We start from the raw sequence: 23,087 nt of genomic DNA, 5'->3' as shown, positions 1-23,087 counted from the left end.
ATCCGCTTGGCCTCGCTGCTGCCCCTGGGATAGCCTGAAGACGCGGAGGAAATGGCCATGCAAAAAGGGTACTGGGTCGCGCATGTCGATGTGAAGGACCAGGAGGTCTTCGAGGAATACAAGAAGGCCGCCGCCAGACCATTTGCCCGATACGGGGCGAAGTTCCTTGTTCGCGCCGGACAGTACGATATTCGCGAGGGCTCCCTTCACCCGCGCACGGTGGTGATCGAGTTTCCGACCTTCGCCGATGCGCTGGCCTGCTACGACGACCCGGAGCATCAGGCGGCGAAAGCGATCCGGGATCCGATCGCCGATGGCGACCTGGTGATCGTCGAGGGGCACAAGGTCTAGAGCCCGCGCGGGACGGCGAGTTTTCCGGCTTGATGCCGCGCCATCGCGGCGGCATAGGAGAGCCATGTTTACCGATCTGCTCCATCGCCTTTTCCAGTCCGACCCGGCGCCTCTGCCGGAGCTCGACGGCCGTCACGCTCTGGCCGGGCTTCTTGTGCGCACCGCCAAGACCGATGGGCTCTATTCGGTCGAGGAGATCCGCCGCATCGATCGGATCCTTGGCGCCACCTACGGGCTGAACCCGGTCGAGGCCGCACAACTCCGCGCCGGCGCGGAGAAGCTCGAGGCACAGGCTCCCGAGGACGGCCGCTTCGCCGCCGCTGTCCGGGAGCGGCTCGATGCCGAACATCGCGAGGCTGTCCTGGTCGCCATGTGGCGGGTCGCGCTGTCGGACGGGGTGGAAAAATCTGAGGAAGAGGCCTATCTCGGGCGGGCGTCCGAGCGTCTCGGGCTTGACGCAGACGCCGTCAGCCGCGCCCGCGCTGCTGCCCAGGCGGCCGATCCGCTCGAAGACTGAGCCATCGAACCGGACGACCGCAGGTCCGGGGAAGCCACAAGGGGAAGAGAATGTTCGGAGACCTCCTCAAGCGCCTCACCGCCCCCGAACCGGCCCATCTTCCGGACCCGGACGCCCGGCTGGCACTCACTGCCTTGCTGGTGCGGGTCGCGCGCTCCGACGACGACTATGCAGATAGCGAGATCACGCGGATTGATCGGATCCTGGCCCACCGCTATGGCCTGTCGCCCTTCGAGGCGGCGCATTTGCGTGGTCAGGCGGAAACACTGGAGCAGGAAGCGCCGGACACCGTCCGCTTCACCCGCGCGATCAAGGACGCGGTGCCCTATGAGCACCGCAGCGGCGTGATCGAGGCGCTCTGGGCGGTGGTGCTCGCCGACGGGGTGCGCGACGACGAAGAGGACAGCCTGATCCGGCTCGTCGCCAACCTTCTCGGCGTCAATGACCGCGATTCCGCTCTCGCGCGCCAGCGGGTCGAAAGCCGCAGCTGAGCGTGTTCGCCGCCCTGCCGATGTATGACCACCCCGGCGTCCGGAGGGCGACCGACGCGCTCTGGGCTGAGATCCGCGACCGGTTGCGCGCGGCCGGCATCGACGCCCCTGACGCGCTCCGCCGCGGCGGCGATCATTTCGCGGAATGGCAGGACCCGGAGCTTCTGCTCGGCCAGGCCTGTTGCCTGCCCTTCCGGACCACGCTCGACGCTCGCGTCGGCCTGATCGGCACCATCGACTACGGGCTGCCGGACATTCCCTCAGGCTATTACGTCTCCGCCTTCGTCGCCCGCCGCAGCGACCCGCGCAACAGCCTTGCGGAGTTCGCAGGTGCGACGCTCGCTTTCAACGAAAGCCATTCGCATTCCGGCTGGGGCACTGCCTGCGCCGCGCCGGTCCACTTCGGCCGGCTCATCGAGACCGGCAGCCACCGCAATTCCTGTTTGGCGATCGCCGAAGACCGGGCCGAAATCGGCGCCATCGACGCCATCTCGCTGCGGCTCCTCAGTTCCCATTCCGACGTTGCCGCTGACCTCAAGATTGTGGGCTGGAGCGCGCCGCAGCCGGGACAGGCATTGATCACCGCCTATCAGGACAGGGTGCCTGCACTGCGCAGCGCCATCGAGACGGGAATCGCGACGCTGGCCCCGGCGAACCGGTCGGCGCTCGGTATCCGCGGCTTCGTCCGGATCGACTCCGCTGCCTATCGCGCCGTTCCGATTCCGCCTAGTCCTGAGGCATATGGCGCCGTCCTTGGCTGAAGCAGGCCGCTCCCGAAGGGTCCGATCGCCTTTCCGCGTTGCATTTGCCAGTTAATTGCGCCCTACTCTGCCCCTGAAATGACCTTTCCACGCGGAGTGCCCGTGACAGAGACAAACCCGCCCGTCATCGAGATCCGAGACCTGCACAAGGCCTATGGAGCGCTCGAAGTGCTGAAGGGCGTGGACATGGTGGCCAGGAAGGGGGAGGTGATCTCGCTGATCGGCTCTTCGGGGTCCGGCAAGTCGACGCTGTTGCGCTGTGCCAACCTTCTGGAGGACAGCCAGCAGGGCGAGATCCGTTTCGAGGGAGAACCGGTCAAATGGCACGGCAAGGGCCACAACCGCCGCCCCGGCGATCACAAGCAGCTCATCCGCATCCGCACCAATCTCTCGATGGTCTTCCAGCAGTTCAACCTCTGGGCCCACATGACCATCCTCCAGAACGTGATGGAGGCGCCGGTAACCGTGCTGAAGCGCGAAAAGGCGGAGGTCGAGGCGCTCGGGCGGAGCCTCCTGGACAAGGTCGGCATCGGCGACAAGTGCGATGCCTATCCCGCGCAGCTCTCCGGCGGCCAGCAGCAGCGCGCCGCGATCGCCCGGGCGCTTGCCATGGAGCCCAAGGCGCTCCTGTTCGACGAACCCACCTCGGCGCTCGATCCCGAGCTCGAGCAGGAGGTCGTCAAGGTCATCAAGGCACTCGCGCAGGAAGGCCGGACGATGCTGCTTGTCACCCACGACATGCGGCTGGCAGCGGATGTGTCCCACCACGTCGTCTTTCTCCACAAGGGCAAGGTCGAGGAGGAGGGTCCACCCGACCGCCTCTTCGGCGCGCCCGAGAGCGAACGGCTACAGCAATTCCTCTCGCATTCGCGGGACGGGTGACACCGACAGGTCCAACAAACCGGGAGTAGACTATGAAAAAACTGATCTTCACAACTGCCGGGCTGGTGCTCGCCGCCAGCACCGTCTTCGCTCAGGACGTGGTGCGCATGGGCACCGAGGGCGCCTATCCTCCGTGGAACTTCATCAACGATTCCGGCGAGGTCGACGGCTTCGAGCGCGAGCTGGGCGACGAGCTCTGTGCCCGCGCCGAACTGACCTGCGAATGGGTCACGAATGACTGGGATTCGATCATCCCGAACCTGACCTCGGGAAACTACGACACGATCATTGCCGGCATGTCGATCACCGACGAGCGTGACGAGGTCATCGACTTCACCCAGGCCTACACACCGCCGGACCCCTCCTTCTATGCCGCGCTGTCCGACGACGTGGATCTCGAAGGCGGCGTGATCGCGGCCCAGACCGGCACGATCCAGGCTGCCTTCGTCGCAGAGAGCGGAGCGACGCTGGTGGAATTCGCAACGCCCGACGAGACCGTCGCCGCCGTGCGCAACGGCGAAGCCGACGCCGTGCTGGCCGACAGCTCCTTTATCGAGGGCGCGGTGGCGGCCGATTCCGACCTAATGGTCGTGGGCGATCCGGTGGCGCTCGGCGGAGGCGTCGGCATGGGCCTGCGCGAGAGCGACACCGAGCTCAAGGCGACGTTCGACGCGGCCATCCAGTCCATGAAGGACGACGGCAGCCTCAATGCGCTGATCGAGAAATGGGAAGTCTCCTCGACTTGGTGAGGCTTCTTGCCGGGGCGGGCACACGTCGCGCCCCGGCAATTTCCAAAAAAGCTTAGGGGCCGCGAATGGCGGCCCGGGGAAGGTAGACCATCTTTTCCTACTGCTCTGACCCCTCGACCCTCGAAGGTCTCGCCTGGATCAGTTGCTACCTGACCAATGGCAAGCATTGGCTTTTCTACGAGTCCTTCCTGACGGTCCTCCTGCTGCTCGCCATCACCGCGCCAGTATCGCTGGCCTTCGGCTTTGGCGGCGCGGTCGCCTCGCGCTCGCATTTCCCGCCGCTTGCCTTGCTCGGCAAGCTCTACACGTCGCTCGTCCGGGGCGTTCCGGACATCGTTTTCTTCCTTTTCTTCGTCATTGCGCTCGACCAGGGCGTTGAATGGCTGCGCCACCAGGCGCTCTGTCCCGACTGGACCGAGCCAGTGCGGCAGGGCAGCGACTTCCTTGTCTGTCCGGACGCGAAGATGCCGCTCTCGACCGCACCTCAATGGCTGCACGAAACCTACAACTTCTCGCTGGCCGTCGTCACCTTCGCCATCGTTTTCGGAGCCTTCGCCGCCAACGTTCTTTACGGCGCGATGAACGCCGTGCCGCATGCTCAGCTCGAGACCGCGCACGCCTATGGCATGTCGGGCCGGCAGACCTTCTGGCGTGTCCTGGTGCCGCAGATGTGGGTTTATGCCCTGCCCGGCCTGGGCAATCTCTGGATGATCCTGATCAAGGCGACGCCGCTGCTCTTCCTCCTCGGCGTGCGCGACATCGTCTATTGGGCGCGCGAGCTCGGCGGCTCGAAGACCGGGGTTTACGAATATCCGCACGGCGACTGGCGGATCTACTATTTCCTCTTCTTGCTCGTCTTCTACCTCGCATTCACGCGCGTGTCCGAGATCGTCATCGAACGCCTCACCCGGTCACTGAGCCACGGCCAGGCCACGGCGGCCGGCGAGAAGCTGAGGCGTGCGGCATGACCTGCGCCGAGACCTTTGCCGCCTACGCGTTCCGCTCGCTCGGCTATGGCGAGCGCCTTCTGCCCAAGGCCGACATCACACTCTGCGAACAGATCGTCCTGATCGGCTCCGGATTGATCTGGAACGTCTATTTCGCCGTGATGGCGCTCGTTCTTGGCTTCTTCTTCGCCACCGCGCTGGCGGTGGCCAAGAACAGCTCCAGAGCGCTCGCCCGCAAACCGGCGGAATGGTTCATCTTCGTGTTCCGAGGCTCGCCACTTTTCATCCAGTTCTTCCTCGCCTACGAGGCTTTCGTGCTGCTGCCCAAGGTGGGCGTCGAATTCACCCTTCTCGGCATCGACTTCTCGGCCTCGACGCGCTGGCTCACCCGCGCTTGGCTCGGCGCCACGCTGGTCCTGTTCCTGAATACCGCGGCCTATGCCGGCGAGATCTTCTACGGCGCCCTGCGCTCGGTGCCGCGGGGCGATCTCGAGGCGGCCGACGCTTACGGGCTTACCGGCTGGCACAAGTTCCGCCGCATCACCTGGCCCACCATGCTGCGTCTCGCCTGGCCGGCCTATACCAACGAGGCGATCTTCCTGTTCCACGCCACCACGCTGGTCTTCTTCTCCGGATTCCCGGCCTGGCGACAGATGGGCGACGCGCTCTACTACGCGAGCTATTTCGCGGACAAGACCTTCAACCCGTTCATTCCCTACCCGATCGTCGCCGGATTCTTCATCTGCGGCACGCTCTCCGTCATTACGGTCTTCGGATTGATCAACAAACGGCTCAATCGTCACCTCCCGCGCGCGAGGCGTAGGAAAATAGGCTTGCGCCTGAACCTTATCCGGTAGTAGCAATTTGATCATATCTCGGAGGCTCCAGTGATACGTGATCAATTGCTGATGAAGAACTGGCTGCGGAAGAACCCGCAGGTCCAGGCAATCCGGGTGGCTGCGGCCGATCTCAACGGCCAGCCGCGCGGCAAGCGCGTTCCGGTGCGCTTTGCCGACAAGGTGATCGAGGGCGGCACGCGCTTCCCGATGTCCGTGCTGAATCTCGACATCTGGGGCGAGGATATCGACGACAGCCCGCTGGTGCTCGCGACCGGCGACCGTGACGGCGTGCTTCAGCCGACCGAGCGCGGCTTCATGCCGATGCCCTGGCTCGAGACGCAGACGGGCCTGCTTCCGATCTGGATGTTCCACGAAGACGGCCGCCCCTTCGCCGGCGACCCGCGCCATGCGCTGGCCAATGTCGTCGCGCGCTTCGCCGACCGGGGGCTGACGCCCGTGGTCGCGGTGGAGCTCGAATTCTTCCTCATCGACGATAGCGGCAAGACCCTCCGCGTTCCGGCCTCGCCGAGCACCGGCAAGCGGCGGATGATGGGCGAAATCCTGTCGCTGCGCGCACTCGACCAGTTCGACAGCTTCTTCACCGAACTCTACGACGCCTGCGAGGCGATGGACATCCCGGCGGACACGGCAATCTCGGAATCCGGCCTCGGCCAGTTCGAGATCAACCTGATGCACCAGGAAGACGCGCTGCGCGCGGCCGACGACGCCTGGCTTTTCAAGATGCTGGTCAAGGGGCTGGCGCGGCGGCACGGCTTCGCGGCGAGCTTCATGGCGAAGCCCTACGAGGACTATGCCGGCTCCGGCCTGCACATGCATTTCTCGGTGCTCGACAAGAACGGCGCCAATATCTTCGACGACGGCACCGAAGCCGGCTCGGGCCTGCTCCTCCATGCGGTGAACGGCTGCCTGAAGGGCATGTCCGGATCGACGCTGATCTTTGCGCCGCATGCCAACAGCTATGAGCGGATGGTGCCCGGCGCCCATGCCCCTACCGGGATCTGCTGGGCCTACGAGAACCGTACCACCGCGTTGCGCGTTCCCAGTGGCGACCACCGAGCGAGGCGGATCGAGCATCGGCTGTCGGGCGGGGACGTGAACCCGTATCTCACCATCGCGGCCGTCCTCGGCGCGGCGCTGAACGGCATCGAGGATGGCGAGATGCCCCCCGAGCCGATCACGGGCAACGCCTACAACCTGGACCTGCCGAGCATCCCGACCGATTGGGAGAGCGCAATCGACCGTTTCGAGGGGTGCCCGGAAGTCGCGCGAATATTCGCGCCCGACCTTATCCGTAACTATGTTATGACCAAGCGGCAGGAACTCCGCTACATGGCAGACGCCAGCAAGCAGGAACAGACCGAGCTTTATATCGACACGGTGTGATCCGGCGGGCCTCTGCCAAGAGAGAAACGGGAATTATGACTATGCGTATCGGTATCCTGACAGCCGGCCATGCGCCGGACGAGTTGCTTCCGGATCTCGGCGACTACCCGGACATGTTCGTGAACCTGCTCGGCGGCAATGGCTTCACCTTCCAATCCTGGGCCGTCGTCGACGGCGACATGCCCGAGGACATCCACGCTGCCGATGGCTGGCTCATCACCGGGTCGCGCCATGGCGCCTATGACGACTTGCCCTGGATCCCGCGGCTCGAGGACTTCATACGCGAGATCTACGCAGACGGCCGTCCCCTGGTCGGAATCTGTTTCGGCCACCAGATCATCGCCAAGGCGCTTGGCGGAAAGGTGGAGAAATTCGAAGGCGGATGGTCCGTCGGGCGCCAACTCTACGATTTCGAGGGCGAGGAGATGGCACTCCACGCCTGGCACCAGGACCAGGTCGTCGAGCGGCCGGAGGGCGCGCGCGTCATCGGATCGTCCGATTTCTGCGAGAATGCCGCGCTGATTTACGACAACCGGATCCTGACGATCCAGCCGCATCCCGAATACAGTAGCGACGTGCTCGACGGGCTGATCCGCTACCGCGGTCACGTCGTTCCGGCAGAGCGGGTCGACACAGCTCTGAAGACTCTTGGCGCACCGGTTCGGAACGCGGATATTGCCCGGCGGATCGCAGGCTTCCTCCTCGACAGCAGGCGGGGGTGAGATCATGGTGCGGGCACTGATCGAAAAGCTGCCGGAGGCCGCGCAAGCCTATCTCAAGGATGGCAAGCTCGACGAGGTGGAATGCGTGGTGGCCGACCTGGCCGGCGTCGCCCGCGGCAAGGCGATGCCAGCCAGCAAATTCGCCCGGCAGACGCATTTCTACCTTCCCAATTCGGTCTTCCTGCAAACCATCACCGGCGACTGGGCACAGATCCCGGGATTTGCCTATACCGAGCCCGACATGGTCCTGACGCCCGATCTTAGCACCGCGACGGCGGCGCCTTGGACGGCCGACTGGACGTTGCAGGTGATCCACGAGATCCACGACCAGGAGGGCGCCCCGGTAGCCACCGCACCGCGTAACGTACTAAGACGCGTGGTCGGGCTGTTCGAGGCCGAGGGCCTCTCGCCCATCGTGGCGCCGGAGCTGGAATTCTACCTCGTCGCACCGAACACCGACCCGTCCAAAGCGGTCGAGCCGCCCATGGGCCGCTCGGGCCGCCGTGCGGCCGCACGGCAAGCCTATTCGATGTCTGCCGTCGACGAATACGGCCCGGTGATCGACGACATCTACGACTTCGCCGAGGCACAGGGTTTCGAGATCGACGGCATCATGCAGGAAGGCGGCGCCGGGCAGGTTGAACTCAACATGCGCCATGGCGACCCGGTGCGGCTGGCCGACGAGATCTTCTATTTCAAGCGGCTGATCCGCGAGGCCGCGCTTCGGCACAATTGCTACGCCACTTTCATGGCCAAGCCGATCCAGGACGAGCCGGGAAGCGCGATGCATCTGCACCACTCGGTGGTCGAGACCGCGACTGGGCGGAACATCTTCACCGACGCGGAGGGACGGGACAGCGAGACGTTCCTGCGGTTCGTCGGCGGCCTACAGCGCTACATGCCCGCTGTCATCGCCCTGATCGCGCCTTACGTGAATTCCTACCGTCGCTACGTCCCGGATTTCGCCGCGCCGATCAATCTCGAATGGGGTCACGACAATCGTACCACCGGCCTGCGCGTGCCGGTCTCCTCGCCTGCCGCGCGGCGGGTCGAGAACCGTCTCGCCGGGATGGACTGCAACCCCTATCTCGCCATCGCCGGTTCGCTCGCCTGCGGCTGGCTGGGGATGCGCGACAAGATCGCCCCGGAGGCGGCCTTCGAGGGCGACGCCTATAGCAGCGAGGCCGGCATCCCGCGGACCTTTGGCGAGGCGCTGTCGCTCTTTGCCGAGACGAGCGAGGTCCACGAGGTCCTGGGGGAGGAATTCTGTCGTGTCTATCAGGCGGTCAAGGAGACCGAATACAGCGAATTCCTCCAGGTCATCAGCCCCTGGGAACGCGAGCATCTGCTCCTGAACGTCTGAGCTTCTGGTCATCTGAACGCCTGCCGCGGATGGGTCCCCTGCCCGACGGACGTGTTCGTTCAGGTTTCTCTTTCCAGAAAGACGAAAGTTTACTACAGATTTCCTGAAATCAGAGCGAGGTGTTCATCGATGTCCCAGGTCCAGACCCCCAACACCTATGACGCCGAGCCGATCCCTGAGGCCGCTCGCGCCGAGATCGACCGGCTGCTGAGCTCCGGTGACCTCTTCCGCTATACCGCTACCGCCGATGCGCCCGTCACCCTGCTCGAACGGGAATTCGCCGAAGCGATGGGCAGCCGCTATGCGCTTGCGGTCTCCTCCTGCTCGGCCGCGCTCTTCCTGTCGCTCAAGGCGCTCGACCTGCCGCGGGGCGCGCGGGTTCTGATCCCAGCCTTCACCTTTGCCGCCGTTCCCTCCGCCATCGTTCATGCCGATTGCCAGCCGGTCCTTGTGGAGTGCGGCGCGAATTACCGGATCGTTCTTGAGGATTTCGAGGCCAAGCTCACCGACGATATCGGCGCAATCATCATCAGCCACATGCGCGGGCACACCTCCGACATGGACGCGATCATGGCGCTCGCGGACGCCAGGGGCGTGCCGGTGATCGAGGATGCGGCGCATTCCCTCGGCACGGTCTGGTCTGGCCGCAAGATCGGCACGATCGGCCGGATCGGCTGCTTCTCCTTCCAGTCCTACAAGCTTCTCAATTCCGGCGAAGGCGGGATCCTGATCACCGACGACGCCGACCTGATCGCCCGCGCGGTGATCATGTCCGGTGCCTACGAGCACAACTGGAAGAAGCATGACGGGCTTCAGGCCGCCTTCGAGCGCTGGCAGAACCGGCTGCCACTCTACAACATGCGCCTGCAGAACCTCTCGGCGGCGGTGATCCGGCCGCAGCTTGGCGAACTCGCCCGCCGGGTGCGCGACGGCCGCGCAAATCACGACTATGTCGCCGAGCGGCTAAACCGGTCGTCCTGGCTCGACGTACCGCCGCCGCTGGCGCAGGAACTTCGCGCGCCGGATTCGATCCAATTCAACCTCGTCGGCATGAGCGACGACGAGGTCCGCGTCTTCCTGGCCGCCGCGGAGGCCGCCGGCGTGAAGGTTTCGGTCTTCGGCATGAGCACTGACAATGCGCGTGCCTTCTGGAACTGGCAGTTCATCGAGGGCGGTGTGCAGGAACTTCCGGCGACCCGGGCGATGCTGATGCGGGCCTGCGACCTGCGTCTGCCGGCGCGCCTGACGCAGCCAGAGCTCGATGTCATCGTCGAGGCGCTGATCGGGGCTGCCTCCGCGGCGATGGAAGAGGACCGGGCCTACGGGACCTGAACCCTTCGCCTGGGGCGCGGTCTTTCGTGTCAGAGCACCCTGAGGTCGCCCTCCAGCCAGGGCATGCGCTCGATCGCCGGCGCAAGGATCATTTCTCTAAGCAGCGGCCGCAGACGTTCGACGAGCCGGCTCGGCATGTCCTGCAACTGCTCGCTGCGCGCCACCAATGAGATCCGGCGCGAGAGCGGCGCCATCGGCAGGGGCAGCACGTCGGCATCGTCGCGGAATCGCCGGGCGCGCAGGTATCCGAGCGGCGTCAGGATTGTCCAGCCGGCGCCGGAGGCAACCATCGCCATGATTGCGTGGTAGCTGTCAAGCTCGAAGCGGCGGCTGAGTTCGATGCGATTCTGCGTCAGGTGCGCCGATATCTGCCGGCCCATGAGGTGGCGCTGCGTGTAATGGAGAAAGGGGAGAGACCGCAGGCCGCCGAGAACATCGGCACCCGGCTCGAAGCCCTTCGGCACGGCCGCAATAAAGGGTTCCTCGAGCAGCGGATGGACCTCGGCCCAGCCTGCCGCGGCGCCCTCGAGTTCGGCAGCCACGACCACATCGAGCGCGCGAGCCTCCAGAAGGTCGAGCAGCCGGTGGCTCGCGCCGGTCTCGAGCAGGAAACGGCATTCGCCGAGTTCCTCGGCCATCTCGGAGATCAGGCGCGGCGTCACGTCAGCGTCGAAATCCTCGATCATCCCGAGCCGCAGGTCGGTCAGATTGCGCAGGTCCCCCGCGGCGAGTTCGACCCGCGCGCGCATCGCCTCGTCCCAGATCCGCTGCGCCCGCTTTCGGAAGATGCCGCCGGCGGCAGTAAGCTGCGCCGGCCGGTGCGATCGGTCGATCAAGACGCGGCCGAGCGCGGTTTCGAGGTTGCTGAGCTGCTGGCTGACACCGGACGGGCTGGCACCCAATCGCCGCGCTGCCGCGGAGACAGACCGCTCCTCGGCCACGGCGAGAAAGACCTCGATCCCCCAAAGCGTCACGCGGCCGGCCGTGTCCGTCATGCCATTCCCCGAAAAGCAGCGCGCCACCCGCCGCGGCCAGCAGGCCTTCCGGTCACTTGTTCATGCGTGCGAGCTTGGCCTGCAGGTCGGCGAGCTGAGTCTTGATCTCGTCGAGATCCTCGCCGGTCGCCTCGGCTTTCGTAGTGTCGCCGCGCGGCGGCCAGGTGCCGATCCCGCCGGTCATCGCCTTCATGAAGGCCTCCTGTTGCGCCTTCATCGCCTCGTATCCCGGCATCGAGGCCATCGGGTTCATCTTCCCCATGTTCTCCATGATCTTCGATTGCCCGTCGCGGAGCATTTCGAAGGACATCGCGAGAAACTGCGGCACCACCGAGTTGGCCGAGGTCGTGTAGCTGCGCACGAGGTCGGTCAGCACGTCGATCGGCAGGACGCTCTCGCCCTTGCTCTCGTGCTCGGCGATGATCTGAAGCAGGTATTGCCGGGTCAGGTCGTCGCCGGATTTCAGATCGATGATCTGCACCTCGCGACCTTCGCGGATGAAGCCCGCGATATCCTCGAGCGTGACGTAATCGCTGGTCTCGGTGTTGTAGAGCCGTCGGCTCGCGTAGCGCTTGATCAGAAGCGGAGTATCGTCGGCCACGCGCATCCCTCCCTGTTGCGGTGCAGCGAAGCCTAGACGAGCCGAAAACAAAAGAAAAGGGTGGGCGTAAACGCCCACCCTTCAAGGCTCATACGGGCAGGGAGGAGGACACCCGCGACGAACCTCTCACCATGTGCCTTATTTGGCGACGGTGGCTTTCTTGGCAGCAGCGGTCACCTCTTCGGTGGCCTTCTTGACGGCGGCAGAGGCGTCTTCGGAGAAGTCCTTGCCGGCGGCCAGCATCAGCTCGACGGTCTCCATCTGGACCTTCTTGGCGACCTCGGCGAAGGCAGCCATGGTCTCGGCGACCATCTCGGCCTGTGCGGAGGCGTATTCGGTCATGGCCTTGGAGTAATCGGCCGGCTCTTCCTTGATCTTGGTGACTTCGCCCAGCTTGGAGAGCGTGTCCTTGGTCCACTTCGAGGAGATCTCGGTGGATTTCTCGGCGGCCTCGAGGGCAACCTTGGAAAGCTTCTCGCCGAGGGCGGCGGAGGATTTAAACGCATCCTGCATGGCGGTCGCGTCCATCGGAAGGGCGGACAGCATGTCTTGCATCATCTTGGTCATGTCGTCGGTCTTGGTCATGGTCTTGCTCCTGGTAGCTTGCAACCCGCGTTCCGGGTCGCCCTGAATTCGATGGACCATACATACATTCTGCACTGCAGCATTTCAAGTGCTTTTTGCTGCAACGCAGAATTTCCAACCGAAACAGGCGGCTGTCAGAGAGTTCTTTTTGCGGTGACGTAGGTCCCTGGCGCAGGCGCCAGCGGCGGATGCTTCGAATCACCTGGAACGCGCGCGGGAACCTGCGCGCCGGACCGCCGCTTGAGCCATTCCTCCCAACGCGGCCACCAGGAGCCGTGGGAGAAGTCGGCGCCCTCGAGCCACGCCTCGGGCGAAAGGCTCATGTCCTCGTTCGTATAGTGGCCGTACTTCTTCTTGCTCGGTGGGTTCACGATCCCGGCGATATGACCGGATTGCGAAAGGATGAAGGTCTTCTGCTTCGACCCCATCTTCTGGATGCCGCGATAGGAACTCTTCCAGGCCGCGATATGGTCGGTCTCGCAGGCGACGGCGCAGATCGGCAGGTCGACATCCTTGACCGAAAGCGTCTCGCCAAAGAGTTCGAACCCCTCGCCGGAGGCGAACTCGTCACGCTGGCAGAGGCCGCGGAGATACTGCACCGCCATCTTGCCCGGCAGGTTGGTTCCGTCGCCGTTCCAGTACAGCAGATCGAAGGCAGGCGGCGGATCGCCCATCATGTAGCTGCGGATCGCCGGCGCATAGACGAGGTCGTTTGCACGCAGGAAGGAGAAGGTTCGCGACATGAAATAGCTGTCGAGAACGCCAGAGCGGTTACATTCCGCCTCGATGCCGTCGACGAAATCGTCCTGCAGGAAGACGCCCACCTCGCCCTGGTCCGAAAAGTCGGTGAGCGTGGTGAAGAAGGTCGCCGAGCGGATCGACTTGTCGCCCCGCTTCTTCATGAGTGACAGCGTGAGGGACAGAGTCGTGCCGGCGATGCAGTAGCCGATGACGTTGACCTTCTCCTCGCCGCTGATCGCCTTCACTTCCCGGATCGCCTCGAGATACCCCTCCTCGATATATTCCTCCATGCCGACATCAGCATAGGAAGCATCCGGGTTTACCCAGGAGACGACGAAGACGGTATAGCCCTGGTCGACGATCCACTTGATGAGCGAATTGGCCGGTTTGAGGTCGAGAATGTAGAACTTGTTGATCCAGGGCGGAAAGATCAGCAGAGGCGTGCGGTGAACGGTTTCGGTGGTCGGAGCATATTGGATCAGCTCGAACATGCGATTGCGATAGACCACCTCGCCAGCCGAAGCGCCGATGTTCTCGCCGAGAGTGAAGGCGTCCTTGTCGGCCAGCGTGACGATCAGGTCACCGCCATTGGCCTCGAGGTCGCGGACGAGATTCTCCAGCCCCGAGACGAGGCTCTTGCCTTCGGTCTCCACCGCCCGCTGCAACGCTTCGGGGTTTGTGCCGAGGAAATTCGCCGGGCTCAGCATGTCGACGATCTGCTGGGTAAAATAGCTCAGCCGCTGCTTGTCCTTCGGGTCGAGATAGTCGAGATCGGCAACCGCGTCGTTGATGGCCTGGCTGGTCATCAAGTATTGCTGCTTGAGGAAGTTGAAATACGGGTGCGACTGCCAGAGCTCGCCGGAGAATCGCCGGTCCTCCGGCGTGTGATCTTCGGGCGGCTGCAGCTTGCCCGCGGCAAGCGCCTGCTGGGCCTCGATATAGTGTTTCAACGTCTTGCCCCAGAAATTCACCTGGTGCTCGAAGATCTTCGCAGGGTTCTTCATCACCTCGGTCATGTAGGCCGAGGTTGCCTTCATGTAGAGGTCCTGTCCGGGTCCGTGCAGGGACGGATCGACATGGCGCTGCTGTGACAGGGCAGACACAAGTCGTTGGGAAAGTGCCTCGATCTTCGCCAGATTTGCCGCCAGTTCGTCTTGCTCGGCGGCGGAGTACTCCTGGTCTGTTGTCATTAGAGGCCCTTGTCCATTAGCTTCGTCGCAAGCAATATAATCGCAGGAATGGTCCGACAAAGCGACCTTTTGTTCCGGCCGCGCCGCAGGAAGCGTTTCGCAAAGAGAGAATCACGCATGAAATACATGGCGACCTATGACCTTATGGAGAGCATCCGGGTCACCAACGAGTGGCTCGGCTCCACGGCCAAGGCGGTCTGTTCCTATCCCGCGTTCGGTTTGTCGATCAACCCGCTCATTCAACTCACGGCCGCCTGGGGCGAAGTGACCGAGCGCAGCTTTGCGCGGATGGCGTCCAAGCCAGACTGGGGCATCAATTCGGTCGTTGGCGCGGACGGACGCGACCATCTCGTCGACGTGATCCCGATGGTCAAGAAACCCTTCGGCGATCTCATCCACTTCGAGGTCCAGGGCCGGGCAGAAAAGGCCCGCAAGGTGCTGCTGGTTGCGCCGATGTCGGGCCATTACGCGACGCTCCTGCGTTCCACCGTCGTCTCGCTGCTGCCCGAATGCGAAATGTACACGACCGACTGGCACAATGCCCGCGACATCCCTGTCTCCGCCGGAAAGTTCGATATCGAGGATTACACGCTCTATCTCGCGGAGTTCATCCGCTTCCTCGGCCCCGACACCCATGTGATCGCGGTCTGCCAGCCGGCGCCGCTGGCGCTTGCGGCCACGGCCTATCTCGCCGAAGAGGACCCGGCCGCCCAGCCCAATTCGCTGACCCTGATCGGTGGACCGATCGACCCCGGTGCGGCGCCCACCGAGGTAACCGATTTCGGACGCACCGTGACAATGGGCCAGCTCGAACAGCACGTGGTGCAGCGGGTCGGCTTCAAATATGCCGGTGCGGGACGGATGGTCTATCCCGGTCTGCAGCAGCTCGCGTCCTTCATGGCGATGAATTCGGAGACCCACGCCTCCGCCTTTTTCGACCAGGTCGTGCGCGTCGCGCGCGGCCAGGCGCATGATTCCGACCGCCACAACAGGTTCTACGACGAATATCTCGCGGTGATGGACATGACGGCGGAGTTCTATCTCTCCACCGTCGATAGGATCTTCAAGCGTCGCGAGATCGCGCGCGACGTGTTCGAGGTGGCCGGCAAGCGGGTGCATATCGGCGCGATCACCGATGTGGCGGTGAAGACCGTCGAGGGCGCCAAGGACGACATCTCCGCGCCCGGCCAGTGCGTCGCGGCGCTCGACCTTCTGACCGGGCTCGATCCGTCGATGAAGGCCAGCCATCTCGAGCCCGGCGCCGGCCATTACGGGATCTTTGCCGGCAAGTCCTGGCGCAACAACATCCGGCCGCTGGTGCTCGATTTCATCGACGCCAACATGAGCCATGAGCGGCGGCGGATGCGCTTCGCCAATATCAGTTCGCTGCATTCCCGCTGACGCCGGCCGGGGCGCGACCTCCCGAAGCGTAGGGAAGCGGCAGGTCCACTTTGACCGCTTACAGGCTTCAGCGCAGAATCAATGGGCTCTCCAGCCAGTCCTGTAACGCCTCGTTGGTGGCTTGTGGCTGCTCCAGCGTCGGCAGGTGGCCGGCACCATCGATCACTCGCAATTCGGCATAGGGAACGAGCTCGGCCAGAAAAGCCTGACGCTTGACCGGGGTGATCACGTCCTCGGCGCCGCAGAGGACAAGCGTCGGCACGCGGGCCGTGCGCAAGGTCTTCTGCTGATCGGGGCGGCGCTGCATGGCCCGGGACTGGGCGATGAAACAGTCCGGGCCGAGCGCCTCAGCCATGTCCACCACGAGGTTCAGGATCTCGCCGCGGTTCGGGCCCAGGGCGAGACAGGCGGGACCAATCTTATCGCGCATGAGGGAAGTGAGGCGGCCAGCGCGGACGGCGACGATCTGCGGTTCGCGATCGGCTGCGGCCTGCGGCGTCTCGGGCTGCGCGCTGGTGGCGACAAGCGCCAAACGCGTGACGCGTTCGGGCGCGCGGCGCAGGATCTCGAGCGCGACGACGCCGCCCATCTCGTGCCCGAGAAGCGCGAAACGGCCCGGAGCGGCCTCGAGGAACTGCGCCGCGAGAGCCCCGACCGTGGAGGCCCCGGTCACTGGCGCGAACATCACCGCGCGGGTCGCGCCGAACTCCATCAGCTGTGGCCAGAACAGGCGGGCATCACACATCATGCCCGGCAGAAGGACCAACGGTTCGTTCATTGCGGATGCCCCGATTGCACTGCCTCTCGGCCGCGTCTTGCGCGCGACCGGCACCATGCTAAACCGCCCGTCTGGTCGCAGGAAGGGCCCTTCCGGACTAGGACGCCTCGCCGCCCCACTGGAAGGCGCCTTCGGCACCGAGGGGCGAGAAGGGATTGCAGGCCACCTCCCAGAAATGGCCGTCCGGATCAGCGAAATAGCCGTGATACCCGCCCCAGAAGACATCCTGGGCAGGCTTGAGCACCTTTCCGCCGGCGGCCTCCGCCGCGGCCAGGATCGGCGCGACGTCGTCCCGGCTGCGCACGTTGTGGGCAAGCGTCACGGTCGCGGCGCCCGGCACGAGTTGCCCCTCCGGTACGCCGATATCCTCGGCGAGCTTGTCGCGCGGGTAGAGGCACAGCGTCTGGCCCAGCAGGTTGAAGGCCACGATCCCCTCCCCGTCCGGACCCGGCGCGCGCTGCCAGCCGAGCGCCTCGTAGAAGCGCGCGGCACGTTCGAGATCGGCCACGCCGAGGGTAATCACGCTGACGCGTCGGTCCATTTCGGTCTCCTTGTCAAAGCCCCGTCGCCCAGTCGATGATAATGCGGGCAGTTTCCGCGCTTTGTCCGGGGCTCAGAATATCTCCGGCGATCACATGCGAGGCGGGGTCGTCCGACGGCCCCATCCGCCTCAGCTCGGTCCGCACCGGCCCGCCCCAGGCCGCGGCCACGCGGGCAGTCGCGGCCGGGGCGACCACCTGGTCCTCCGTCGAATAGAGAAACAGCGCAGGAATGCGGATGGCGCCGAAATCGAGCCCGCGCGCATGGTCGGCCAGGGCCTTCATCGGGATCGTCGCGATGCTCGGGTAGCGCGTGGTCCAGGCGGCCGCGTGATCGGCACTCCGCGGCTCGAAGCCGCGTTCCGGTCCGATCAGCAACGGCACGAAATGGCGGGCGAACGGCAGCGACAGCAGCGCCGCGGCCGGGTTCACGAGGTCGAAATTCGGCGAGACCAGGACGACGCCGGCGACGTCCTGCGACAGGACCGGGTCGGCAGCGACAATTGCCGCAAGCGCGCCGCCTGTGGAGGTGGCGATGACGAGAACGCGCTCGCCGAGGCGTCGGCCAATGGCGAGCGCCTCGGCGGCGTCCTCGATCCAGTCGCCCGCCACGGGTTCCGCCATCGCCGGCCCGTCGCGACCATGGCCGGCCAGGCGAATGAAGTAGAGGTTCGAACCGAGCGCCGCCGCCACCTCGTCAGGCACGGGCCGGATCTCCTCGGAGCTGGCGGAGAAGCCGTGCAGGTAGACAATCGAGAGCGGCGTCCTTTCGCCCGGCGCGCCCGACCAGAGGATGCGCTTCTCGCCACCGGGACGCAGGTTCGGCACCGCCGCCTCGCGCGCCGCGAGCCAGGCGTCCAGGTCCTCGCCGAGATCCGCCGCGTCGAAGGCGATCTCGCGGTCGACCGGCTCGCGCGGACCGAAGACCAGCAACGCGGCAAGGCCCAGGGCCAGCGCAAGAAGGATCCAGACCAAAGCCTTCACGCCGCCGTCCGTTCGATCACCTCGGAGACCGACGCCGCGATCAGTTCGAGTTCGGCGAGTTCCGAGAAGCGGTGATCAGCGCCCTTGGCGAGCGTGAGGCGGATGTCTTCGCCCGTCACATGCGCCAGCAGGCGGAGCGCGACCGTCATGTCCACATCCGCATCCGCCGTGCCTTGCAGGAAGCGCACCGGGAACGACAGCGCGAGCGGGCTGCGCAGCACCAGTCGCTGCCGCCCGTCCTCGATCAACTTGCGGGTAACGACGAGCGGCTCGCCGTAGTCGGATGGAAGGGAGGTACTCCCGTGTTCCAGAACCTCCGCACGTTGCGCCTCCGAGAATCCGGTCCAGAATCCGTCCTCGGTGAAGTCCGGTGCCGCCGCGATGGTGACAAGACCCGCCAGCCGATCGGGCATGTCTCGCGCGAGCAGCAGCGACAGCCAGCCTCCCATCGAAGAGCCGACAAGCACGACCCGGCCGGTCGTCAGCGAGGTCAGGGCCGCGGCGGCATCCTCTGCCCAATCACCGATGCACCCCTCCTCGAACCGGCCCGAACTCTGCCCGTGGCCGGAGCAGTCGAAGCGCAGGAAACCGAGACCGCGCGCCCGCGCCCAATCCTCAAGAAAGAGCACCTTCGTGCCTTCCATGTCCGAACGAAGTCCGTGACAGAAGACAATCTCCGGGCCCGTCCCATCGCTCTTGTGATATGCGAGGCGACGCCCCTGAGGCGTCTCCAAAAAATTCGGCTCGGGCATGCGGGACCTCCCTCCGGGCGCGTTGGCCGCGCCAGACTGGACCGCACGGGCCGGCGCTGCAAGCCTTGCCGTCGCCCGGCGCTTGCGCCACTCTCCGGCACCATGAGAGGCCCCCGTTTCACCCCGCTCGCCACGTCGCTGCCCGCCAGCGTGCCCTTCGTCGGACCGGAGGCGCAGGAGCGCGCCCGTGGCCGCCGCTTCGCCGCGCGGATCGGCGCGAACGAATCGGGCTTTGGCCCCGCTCCCTCCGTCGTCGAGGCCATCGCCAGGGCCGGCCCCGACGCCTGGATGTATGGGGATCCGGAGAGCCACGACCTGACCCGCGCGCTCGCCGCTCATCTCGACCTGCCGGCCGAGGCGGTTCTGGTCGGCGAAGGGATCGACGGGTTGCTCGGATATCTCGTCCGGTTGCTGGTCGGGCCGGGCGACGCGGTCGTCACCTCGGATGGCGCCTACCCGACCTTCAACTACCATGTCGCGGGGTTCGGCGGCACGATCCACAAGGTCCCCTTCCGCGACGATCACGAAGACACGCGCGCGCTGACTGCGCGCGCCGCCGAGGTCGATGCCCGGATCATCTACCTCGCCAATCCCGACAACCCGATGGGAAGCTGGCACGATGCGGCGACCCTTGCGGAGACCATCCAGTCCGTGCCGGATGGCTGTATCCTGTTGCTCGACGAGGCCTATGTCGAATTTGCCCCCGAGGGCACCGCGCCGCTCATCGACATCTCCGACCCGCGCGTCATCCGCATGCGAACCTTCTCGAAGGCGCACGGGCTTGCCGGCATGCGGGTGGGCTATGCGATCGGCCATCCCGACCTGATCCGTGCCTTCAACAAGGTGCGCAACCATTTCGGAATGTCGCGCGTCAGCCAGGCGGCGGCGCTCGCGAGCCTCGCCGACCCGGCGTATCTCGCCGGGACGATCGCCCGTGTGGTCGTTGCCCGGGACCGAATCGCCGCGATCGCCCGGGCAAACGGCCTCGCGCCGCTGCCGTCGGCGACGAATTTCGTTACCGTGGACTGCGGCGGCGACGGCGCCCGGGCGCGCGCTGTGCTAAAGGCGTTGACGGATCTCGACATCTTCGTCCGCATGCCTTTCGTGGCGCCCGAGGACCGATGCATCCGCATCTCCTGCGCCCCGGAGTCAGAACTGGATATCCTCGCAGAGAGGCTGCCTGCGGCCCTTGCCAACGCCATCCCGGACCGCATGTAGGCCCGACGCCCGACCGGAAGGTTACCGCTGATCCGAACCCGACGCTGGGGGCGCCCAACTCGGATCGGCAACCCCGTAGTCGACGGAGCCGGCCGGCGCCGGCACACGGCTCTGCGAAGAGCTCCATCCTTCGGCGGGATATTGCTCGATCCGGCCAGCGACGGCCTTGCCGCGAAGCTTGAATTTCCCTAGGTCGATTGCGGGCCGAACATCTTGCTGAAAGCGCGTTCTTCCCGCCCCGGCACGGACGGCGACGCAGGAAGCGATTTTTGCGGCCGGTACATCGAATCAGCAATGCGGACCATGTTGCGCCGGCCGCGCTCGACAATGGTCCCCAACGGAGACGATCCTTTTGGCAAACGCCTGTAGCAGACGGGACGCCGGCCGTGGCCTGGTCCACGCGCGACTTCGCGGAGCCATCCGTAAAGCGTCTGTGATATCCTGCCGCTATCAGTCTCCTGGAAAACGCCCGTCGCCCGGTACCGCTGATGATTGACCCGATTACCGCCCGCACCTGGGGCCACCGGCTGCTCTTCGTCGCGCTTATCCTGCTCGTCGCCTTTTTCCAGCTTCTGCCGCTCGGCGGCGCGGCCGGCGGCCTGCCCGGCCCCGACCTCGCCATCGCGTTGACCTTTGCCTGGGTGCTGCGCCGCCCGGCCTACGTGCCCGTCCCGCTCATCGCCGTGCTCTTTCTTTTCCTCGACCTGTTGTTGCAGCGCCCGCCGGGCCTCGGCGCGGCGCTGATGGTGGTGGCTGCGGAGTTCCTGCGTTCGCGGCGGGACCTGTCGCGCGCCCTGCCCTTCCCGATCGAATGGGCGACGGTAACGGCGGTGATCCTCGCCGTCGCCGGCGCCAACCAGATCGCGCTGGTCCTTGTCGCGGCCGACCCTCCGCCGCTCGGATCGGCGCTGCTGCGATCACTTTTTACGGCACTGGCCTATCCCTTTGCCGTGCTCCTGTCGCATTATGCGTTTGGCGTCCGCGCCGCCCGCCCGAATGAAGCCGATGCACTGGGGAAACGCCTGTGAGACGACCACCTAAGGATACCGAGGAAAGCGCCCGCCGGATCACCCGCCGCGGCCTGGTCCTCGGCAGTGCGATGGTGGGCTTCATGGGCGTGCTCGCCGGACGGATGCGCTACATGCAGGTCGACCAGGCTGAGGAATTCCGCCTTCTGGCCGAAGAAAACCGGATCAATATCCGGCTCATCCCGCCGGCGCGCGGGCTGATCTTCGACCGAAACGGCCAGCCGATCGCCGAGAACACCCCGAATTATCGCATCGTCATCGTGCGCGAAGATGTCGACGACCTCGAACAGACCTTTGCCAAGCTTCGGCGACTGGTGCCGATCTCCGACGATGACGCGGAACGCGCGCTGCGCGAAGTTCGCCGCCGCAGCCCCTTCGTCCCGGTCACCATCGTCGACCAGCTCGGCTGGGAGGACGTGGCGGAAGTGGCCGTCAATGCTCCGGCCCTGCCCGGCGTGACCCCGGAAGTCGGGCTGACGCGGCATTACCCTCTCGGCGGAGATTTCGCCCATGTCGTGGGGTATGTCGGGCCGGTTTCGGATTACGATCTCTCCAAGCTCGAGGATCCGGACCCGCTGCTTCAGATCCCGAAATTCCAGATCGGCAAGATCGGCCTGGAGGCAAAGCGTGAGGATGTGCTGCGCGGCAAGGCGGGCACCAAGCGGATCGAGGTCAATGCCGGCGGCCGCGTCATGCGGGAGCTGTCCCGCCAGGAGGGCCAGAAGGGCGCCGACCTGCAACTGACCATCGACACCGGACTGCAGAATTTCGTCAATGCACGGCTCGGCGACGAGAGCGCGGCGGCGGTGGTGATGGATATTCGCAACGGCGACCTGCTGGCCATCGCCTCTGCACCCGCGTTCGATCCCAACCTCTTCGTGCGAGGGATCTCGGTGAATGACTACAAGGCCCTGACCGAGGACGATCACCGCCCGCTCGCTGACAAGAGTGTGCAGGGGACCTATCCGCCCGGTTCGACTTTCAAGATGGTCACGGCCCTCGCAGCGCACGAGGCTGGCGTGGTGACCGCGGGCGAGACGATCTATTGCGGCGGCTACAAGACGCTCGGCACACGGCGCTTCCATTGCTGGAAACGCGGCGGGCATGGCTATGTCGATCTCCACGACAGCCTGATGCGCTCCTGCGACGTCTATTATTACGAGCTGGCCGAGCGCGTCGGCATCGAGAAGATCTCGGAAATGGCGCGCAGGCTCGGCATCGGCATCCGGCACGATCTGCCGATGTCGGCGGTGGCCGAAGGGCTGGCGCCGACCAAGGCCTGGAAACAGGTCCGTCGTCAGGAAACCTGGATGGTGGGCGACAGCCTCAACGCAGCCATCGGCCAGGGCTTCGTTCTGGCCTCGCCGCTGCAACTGAGCGTTATGACGGCGCGGATCGCGTCCGGTAAGGCGATCTTGCCGCGCCTCGTCAAGTCCATTGACTCCGTCGAGCAGCCGATCCTGACCGACGGCCCGCTCGGCCTCTCGCCCACCACGCTGTCGCAGGTGCGCAAGGCGATGTTCTCGGTCGTCAACTCGCGCCGAGGCACCGCCTATCGTTCGCGCCTGCTGCCTGACGAGATGAAATTCGCAGGCAAGACGGGCACGAGTCAGGTGCGTTCGGTCGTGGTCAACAACAACAACGTCCCCTGGGATCAGCGCGACCACGCGCTCTTCGTCTGCTTCGCACCCTTCGACGCCCCGCGCATCGCCGTTTCTGTCGTGGTCGAACATGGCGGCGGCGGTTCCTCCGCGGCGGCGCCGATCGCGCGCGACATCGTTGCCCGAGCCCTCGAGGGCGCGCTTCCGCCGCTCGAGGTCTACCCCGCCGGCGAGCGCCCCAAGATCGCCGAGATCTTCGAAGAGATGCCCCTGCGCGGCCGGGACGGCGCGGCCAACGGCAGCGACCGGGCCTGAT

The 23,087-nt window shown here is 65.3% G+C and carries 24 protein-coding genes; 16 read left to right on the top strand and 8 right to left on the bottom strand.

From position 1 onward, the window contains the following. Window positions 1-57: 57 nt before the first annotated feature. The 12 genes from EU800_RS14385 (at window position 58) to EU800_RS14330 (ending at window position 10,358) form a co-directional block, all read left to right on the top strand. Window positions 58-351 carry a DUF1330 domain-containing protein gene (locus EU800_RS14385; RefSeq protein ID WP_129633553.1) on the top strand — a complete coding sequence of 98 codons (294 nt, stop codon included), beginning with the start codon at window positions 58-60 and terminating at the stop codon, window positions 349-351. Between the two features lie 64 nt (window positions 352-415). After that, on the top strand, window positions 416-868 hold the full coding sequence (locus EU800_RS14380) for a TerB family tellurite resistance protein (RefSeq protein ID WP_129633551.1): 453 nt from the start codon (window positions 416-418) through the stop codon (window positions 866-868). Between the two features lie 50 nt (window positions 869-918). After that, a complete protein-coding gene (locus EU800_RS14375; RefSeq protein ID WP_129633549.1) occupies window positions 919-1,359 on the top strand; it encodes a TerB family tellurite resistance protein in 441 nt (146 codons plus the stop codon). A gap of 2 nt (window positions 1,360-1,361) precedes the next feature. Then, window positions 1,362-2,120: a phosphate/phosphite/phosphonate ABC transporter substrate-binding protein gene (locus EU800_RS14370; protein ID WP_129633547.1), complete on the top strand. Its 759-nt coding sequence runs from the start codon at window positions 1,362-1,364 to the stop codon at window positions 2,118-2,120. A gap of 102 nt (window positions 2,121-2,222) precedes the next feature. Further along, window positions 2,223-3,002 carry an ABC transporter ATP-binding protein gene (locus tag EU800_RS14365; RefSeq protein WP_305798585.1) on the top strand — a complete coding sequence of 260 codons (780 nt, stop codon included), beginning with the start codon at window positions 2,223-2,225 and terminating at the stop codon, window positions 3,000-3,002. A gap of 32 nt (window positions 3,003-3,034) precedes the next feature. Continuing rightward, window positions 3,035-3,751, top strand: a complete 717-nt coding sequence (locus tag EU800_RS14360; RefSeq protein ID WP_129633543.1) for a transporter substrate-binding domain-containing protein — start codon at window positions 3,035-3,037, stop codon at window positions 3,749-3,751. Window positions 3,752-3,840: 89 nt separating this feature from the next. Then, a complete protein-coding gene (locus EU800_RS14355) occupies window positions 3,841-4,719 on the top strand; it encodes an ABC transporter permease (protein ID WP_129633541.1) in 879 nt (292 codons plus the stop codon). Further along, on the top strand, window positions 4,716-5,555 hold the full coding sequence (locus EU800_RS14350; protein WP_129633539.1) for an ABC transporter permease: 840 nt from the start codon (window positions 4,716-4,718) through the stop codon (window positions 5,553-5,555). The genes EU800_RS14355 and EU800_RS14350 overlap by 4 nt, the downstream gene beginning before the upstream one ends. A gap of 51 nt (window positions 5,556-5,606) precedes the next feature. Then, the gene (locus tag EU800_RS14345; RefSeq protein WP_129633683.1) at window positions 5,607-6,941 is read left to right on the top strand and encodes a glutamine synthetase family protein; all 1,335 of its coding nucleotides are present in this window, start codon (window positions 5,607-5,609) and stop codon (window positions 6,939-6,941) included. A gap of 41 nt (window positions 6,942-6,982) precedes the next feature. Then, window positions 6,983-7,663, top strand: coding sequence for a type 1 glutamine amidotransferase (locus tag EU800_RS14340; RefSeq protein WP_129633537.1), 681 nt, complete (start codon window positions 6,983-6,985; stop codon window positions 7,661-7,663). Between the two features lie 4 nt (window positions 7,664-7,667). Further along, window positions 7,668-9,026, top strand: coding sequence for a glutamine synthetase family protein (locus EU800_RS14335; protein ID WP_129633535.1), 1,359 nt, complete (start codon window positions 7,668-7,670; stop codon window positions 9,024-9,026). A 129-nt stretch (window positions 9,027-9,155) separates the two neighbouring features. Beyond that, window positions 9,156-10,358 (top strand): DegT/DnrJ/EryC1/StrS aminotransferase family protein, encoded by a 1,203-nt coding sequence (locus tag EU800_RS14330; protein WP_129633533.1) that lies wholly within the window; start codon window positions 9,156-9,158, stop codon window positions 10,356-10,358. A gap of 29 nt (window positions 10,359-10,387) precedes the next feature. Here the strand turns inward: EU800_RS14330 and EU800_RS14325 are convergent, their stop codons facing one another. The 4 genes from EU800_RS14325 to phaC all read right to left on the bottom strand — a co-directional run bounded on the left by EU800_RS14325 (window position 10,388) and on the right by phaC (window position 14,470). Further along, window positions 10,388-11,353, bottom strand: a complete 966-nt coding sequence (locus tag EU800_RS14325; RefSeq protein ID WP_129633531.1) for a LysR family transcriptional regulator — start codon at window positions 11,351-11,353, stop codon at window positions 10,388-10,390. Between the two features lie 52 nt (window positions 11,354-11,405). After that, window positions 11,406-11,960: a polyhydroxyalkanoate synthesis repressor PhaR gene (phaR, locus tag EU800_RS14320; RefSeq protein WP_129633529.1), complete on the bottom strand. Its 555-nt coding sequence runs from the start codon at window positions 11,958-11,960 to the stop codon at window positions 11,406-11,408. Window positions 11,961-12,092: 132 nt separating this feature from the next. Beyond that, the gene (locus EU800_RS14315) at window positions 12,093-12,539 is read right to left on the bottom strand and encodes a phasin family protein (RefSeq protein ID WP_129633527.1); all 447 of its coding nucleotides are present in this window, start codon (window positions 12,537-12,539) and stop codon (window positions 12,093-12,095) included. Window positions 12,540-12,673: 134 nt separating this feature from the next. Beyond that, window positions 12,674-14,470, bottom strand: a complete 1,797-nt coding sequence (gene phaC, locus EU800_RS14310; RefSeq protein WP_129633525.1) for a class I poly(R)-hydroxyalkanoic acid synthase — start codon at window positions 14,468-14,470, stop codon at window positions 12,674-12,676. A gap of 117 nt (window positions 14,471-14,587) precedes the next feature. Here phaC and phaZ point away from each other — a divergent pair, with 117 nt between their 5' ends. Beyond that, entirely contained in the window at window positions 14,588-15,871 is a 1,284-nt protein-coding gene (phaZ, locus tag EU800_RS14305) for a polyhydroxyalkanoate depolymerase (RefSeq protein ID WP_129633523.1), read from the top strand. Window positions 15,872-15,938: 67 nt separating this feature from the next. Here phaZ and EU800_RS14300 read toward each other — a convergent pair whose 3' ends face one another. The 4 genes from EU800_RS14300 to EU800_RS14285 all read right to left on the bottom strand — a co-directional run bounded on the left by EU800_RS14300 (window position 15,939) and on the right by EU800_RS14285 (window position 18,924). Next, window positions 15,939-16,649, bottom strand: a complete 711-nt coding sequence (locus EU800_RS14300; protein ID WP_129633521.1) for an alpha/beta fold hydrolase — start codon at window positions 16,647-16,649, stop codon at window positions 15,939-15,941. A gap of 97 nt (window positions 16,650-16,746) precedes the next feature. Continuing rightward, entirely contained in the window at window positions 16,747-17,190 is a 444-nt protein-coding gene (locus EU800_RS14295) for a VOC family protein (protein WP_129633519.1), read from the bottom strand. Window positions 17,191-17,203: 13 nt separating this feature from the next. Further along, window positions 17,204-18,172 (bottom strand): carboxylesterase, encoded by a 969-nt coding sequence (locus EU800_RS14290; protein WP_129633517.1) that lies wholly within the window; start codon window positions 18,170-18,172, stop codon window positions 17,204-17,206. After that, window positions 18,169-18,924, bottom strand: a complete 756-nt coding sequence (locus EU800_RS14285) for a carboxylesterase (protein ID WP_129633515.1) — start codon at window positions 18,922-18,924, stop codon at window positions 18,169-18,171. The genes EU800_RS14290 and EU800_RS14285 overlap by 4 nt, the downstream gene beginning before the upstream one ends. Window positions 18,925-19,026: 102 nt before the next feature. On the opposite strand from EU800_RS14285, the gene EU800_RS14280 reads away from it, so the two are divergent. From EU800_RS14280 to mrdA, 3 genes are all read left to right on the top strand, one after another. Continuing rightward, on the top strand, window positions 19,027-20,142 hold the full coding sequence (locus EU800_RS14280; protein ID WP_129633513.1) for a pyridoxal phosphate-dependent aminotransferase: 1,116 nt from the start codon (window positions 19,027-19,029) through the stop codon (window positions 20,140-20,142). Window positions 20,143-20,630: 488 nt separating this feature from the next. Further along, window positions 20,631-21,170: a rod shape-determining protein MreD gene (locus tag EU800_RS14275; protein WP_129633511.1), complete on the top strand. Its 540-nt coding sequence runs from the start codon at window positions 20,631-20,633 to the stop codon at window positions 21,168-21,170. Continuing rightward, a complete protein-coding gene (gene mrdA / locus EU800_RS14270; RefSeq protein WP_129633509.1) occupies window positions 21,167-23,086 on the top strand; it encodes a penicillin-binding protein 2 in 1,920 nt (639 codons plus the stop codon). The genes EU800_RS14275 and mrdA overlap by 4 nt, the downstream gene beginning before the upstream one ends. Window position 23,087: the final 1 nt, after the last annotated feature.

The sequence above is a fragment of the Tropicimonas sp. IMCC6043 genome (assembly GCF_004146235.1).
Classification (GTDB): domain Bacteria; phylum Pseudomonadota; class Alphaproteobacteria; order Rhodobacterales; family Rhodobacteraceae; genus Tropicimonas.
This window is presented reverse-complemented; position numbering and strand designations above follow the sequence as displayed.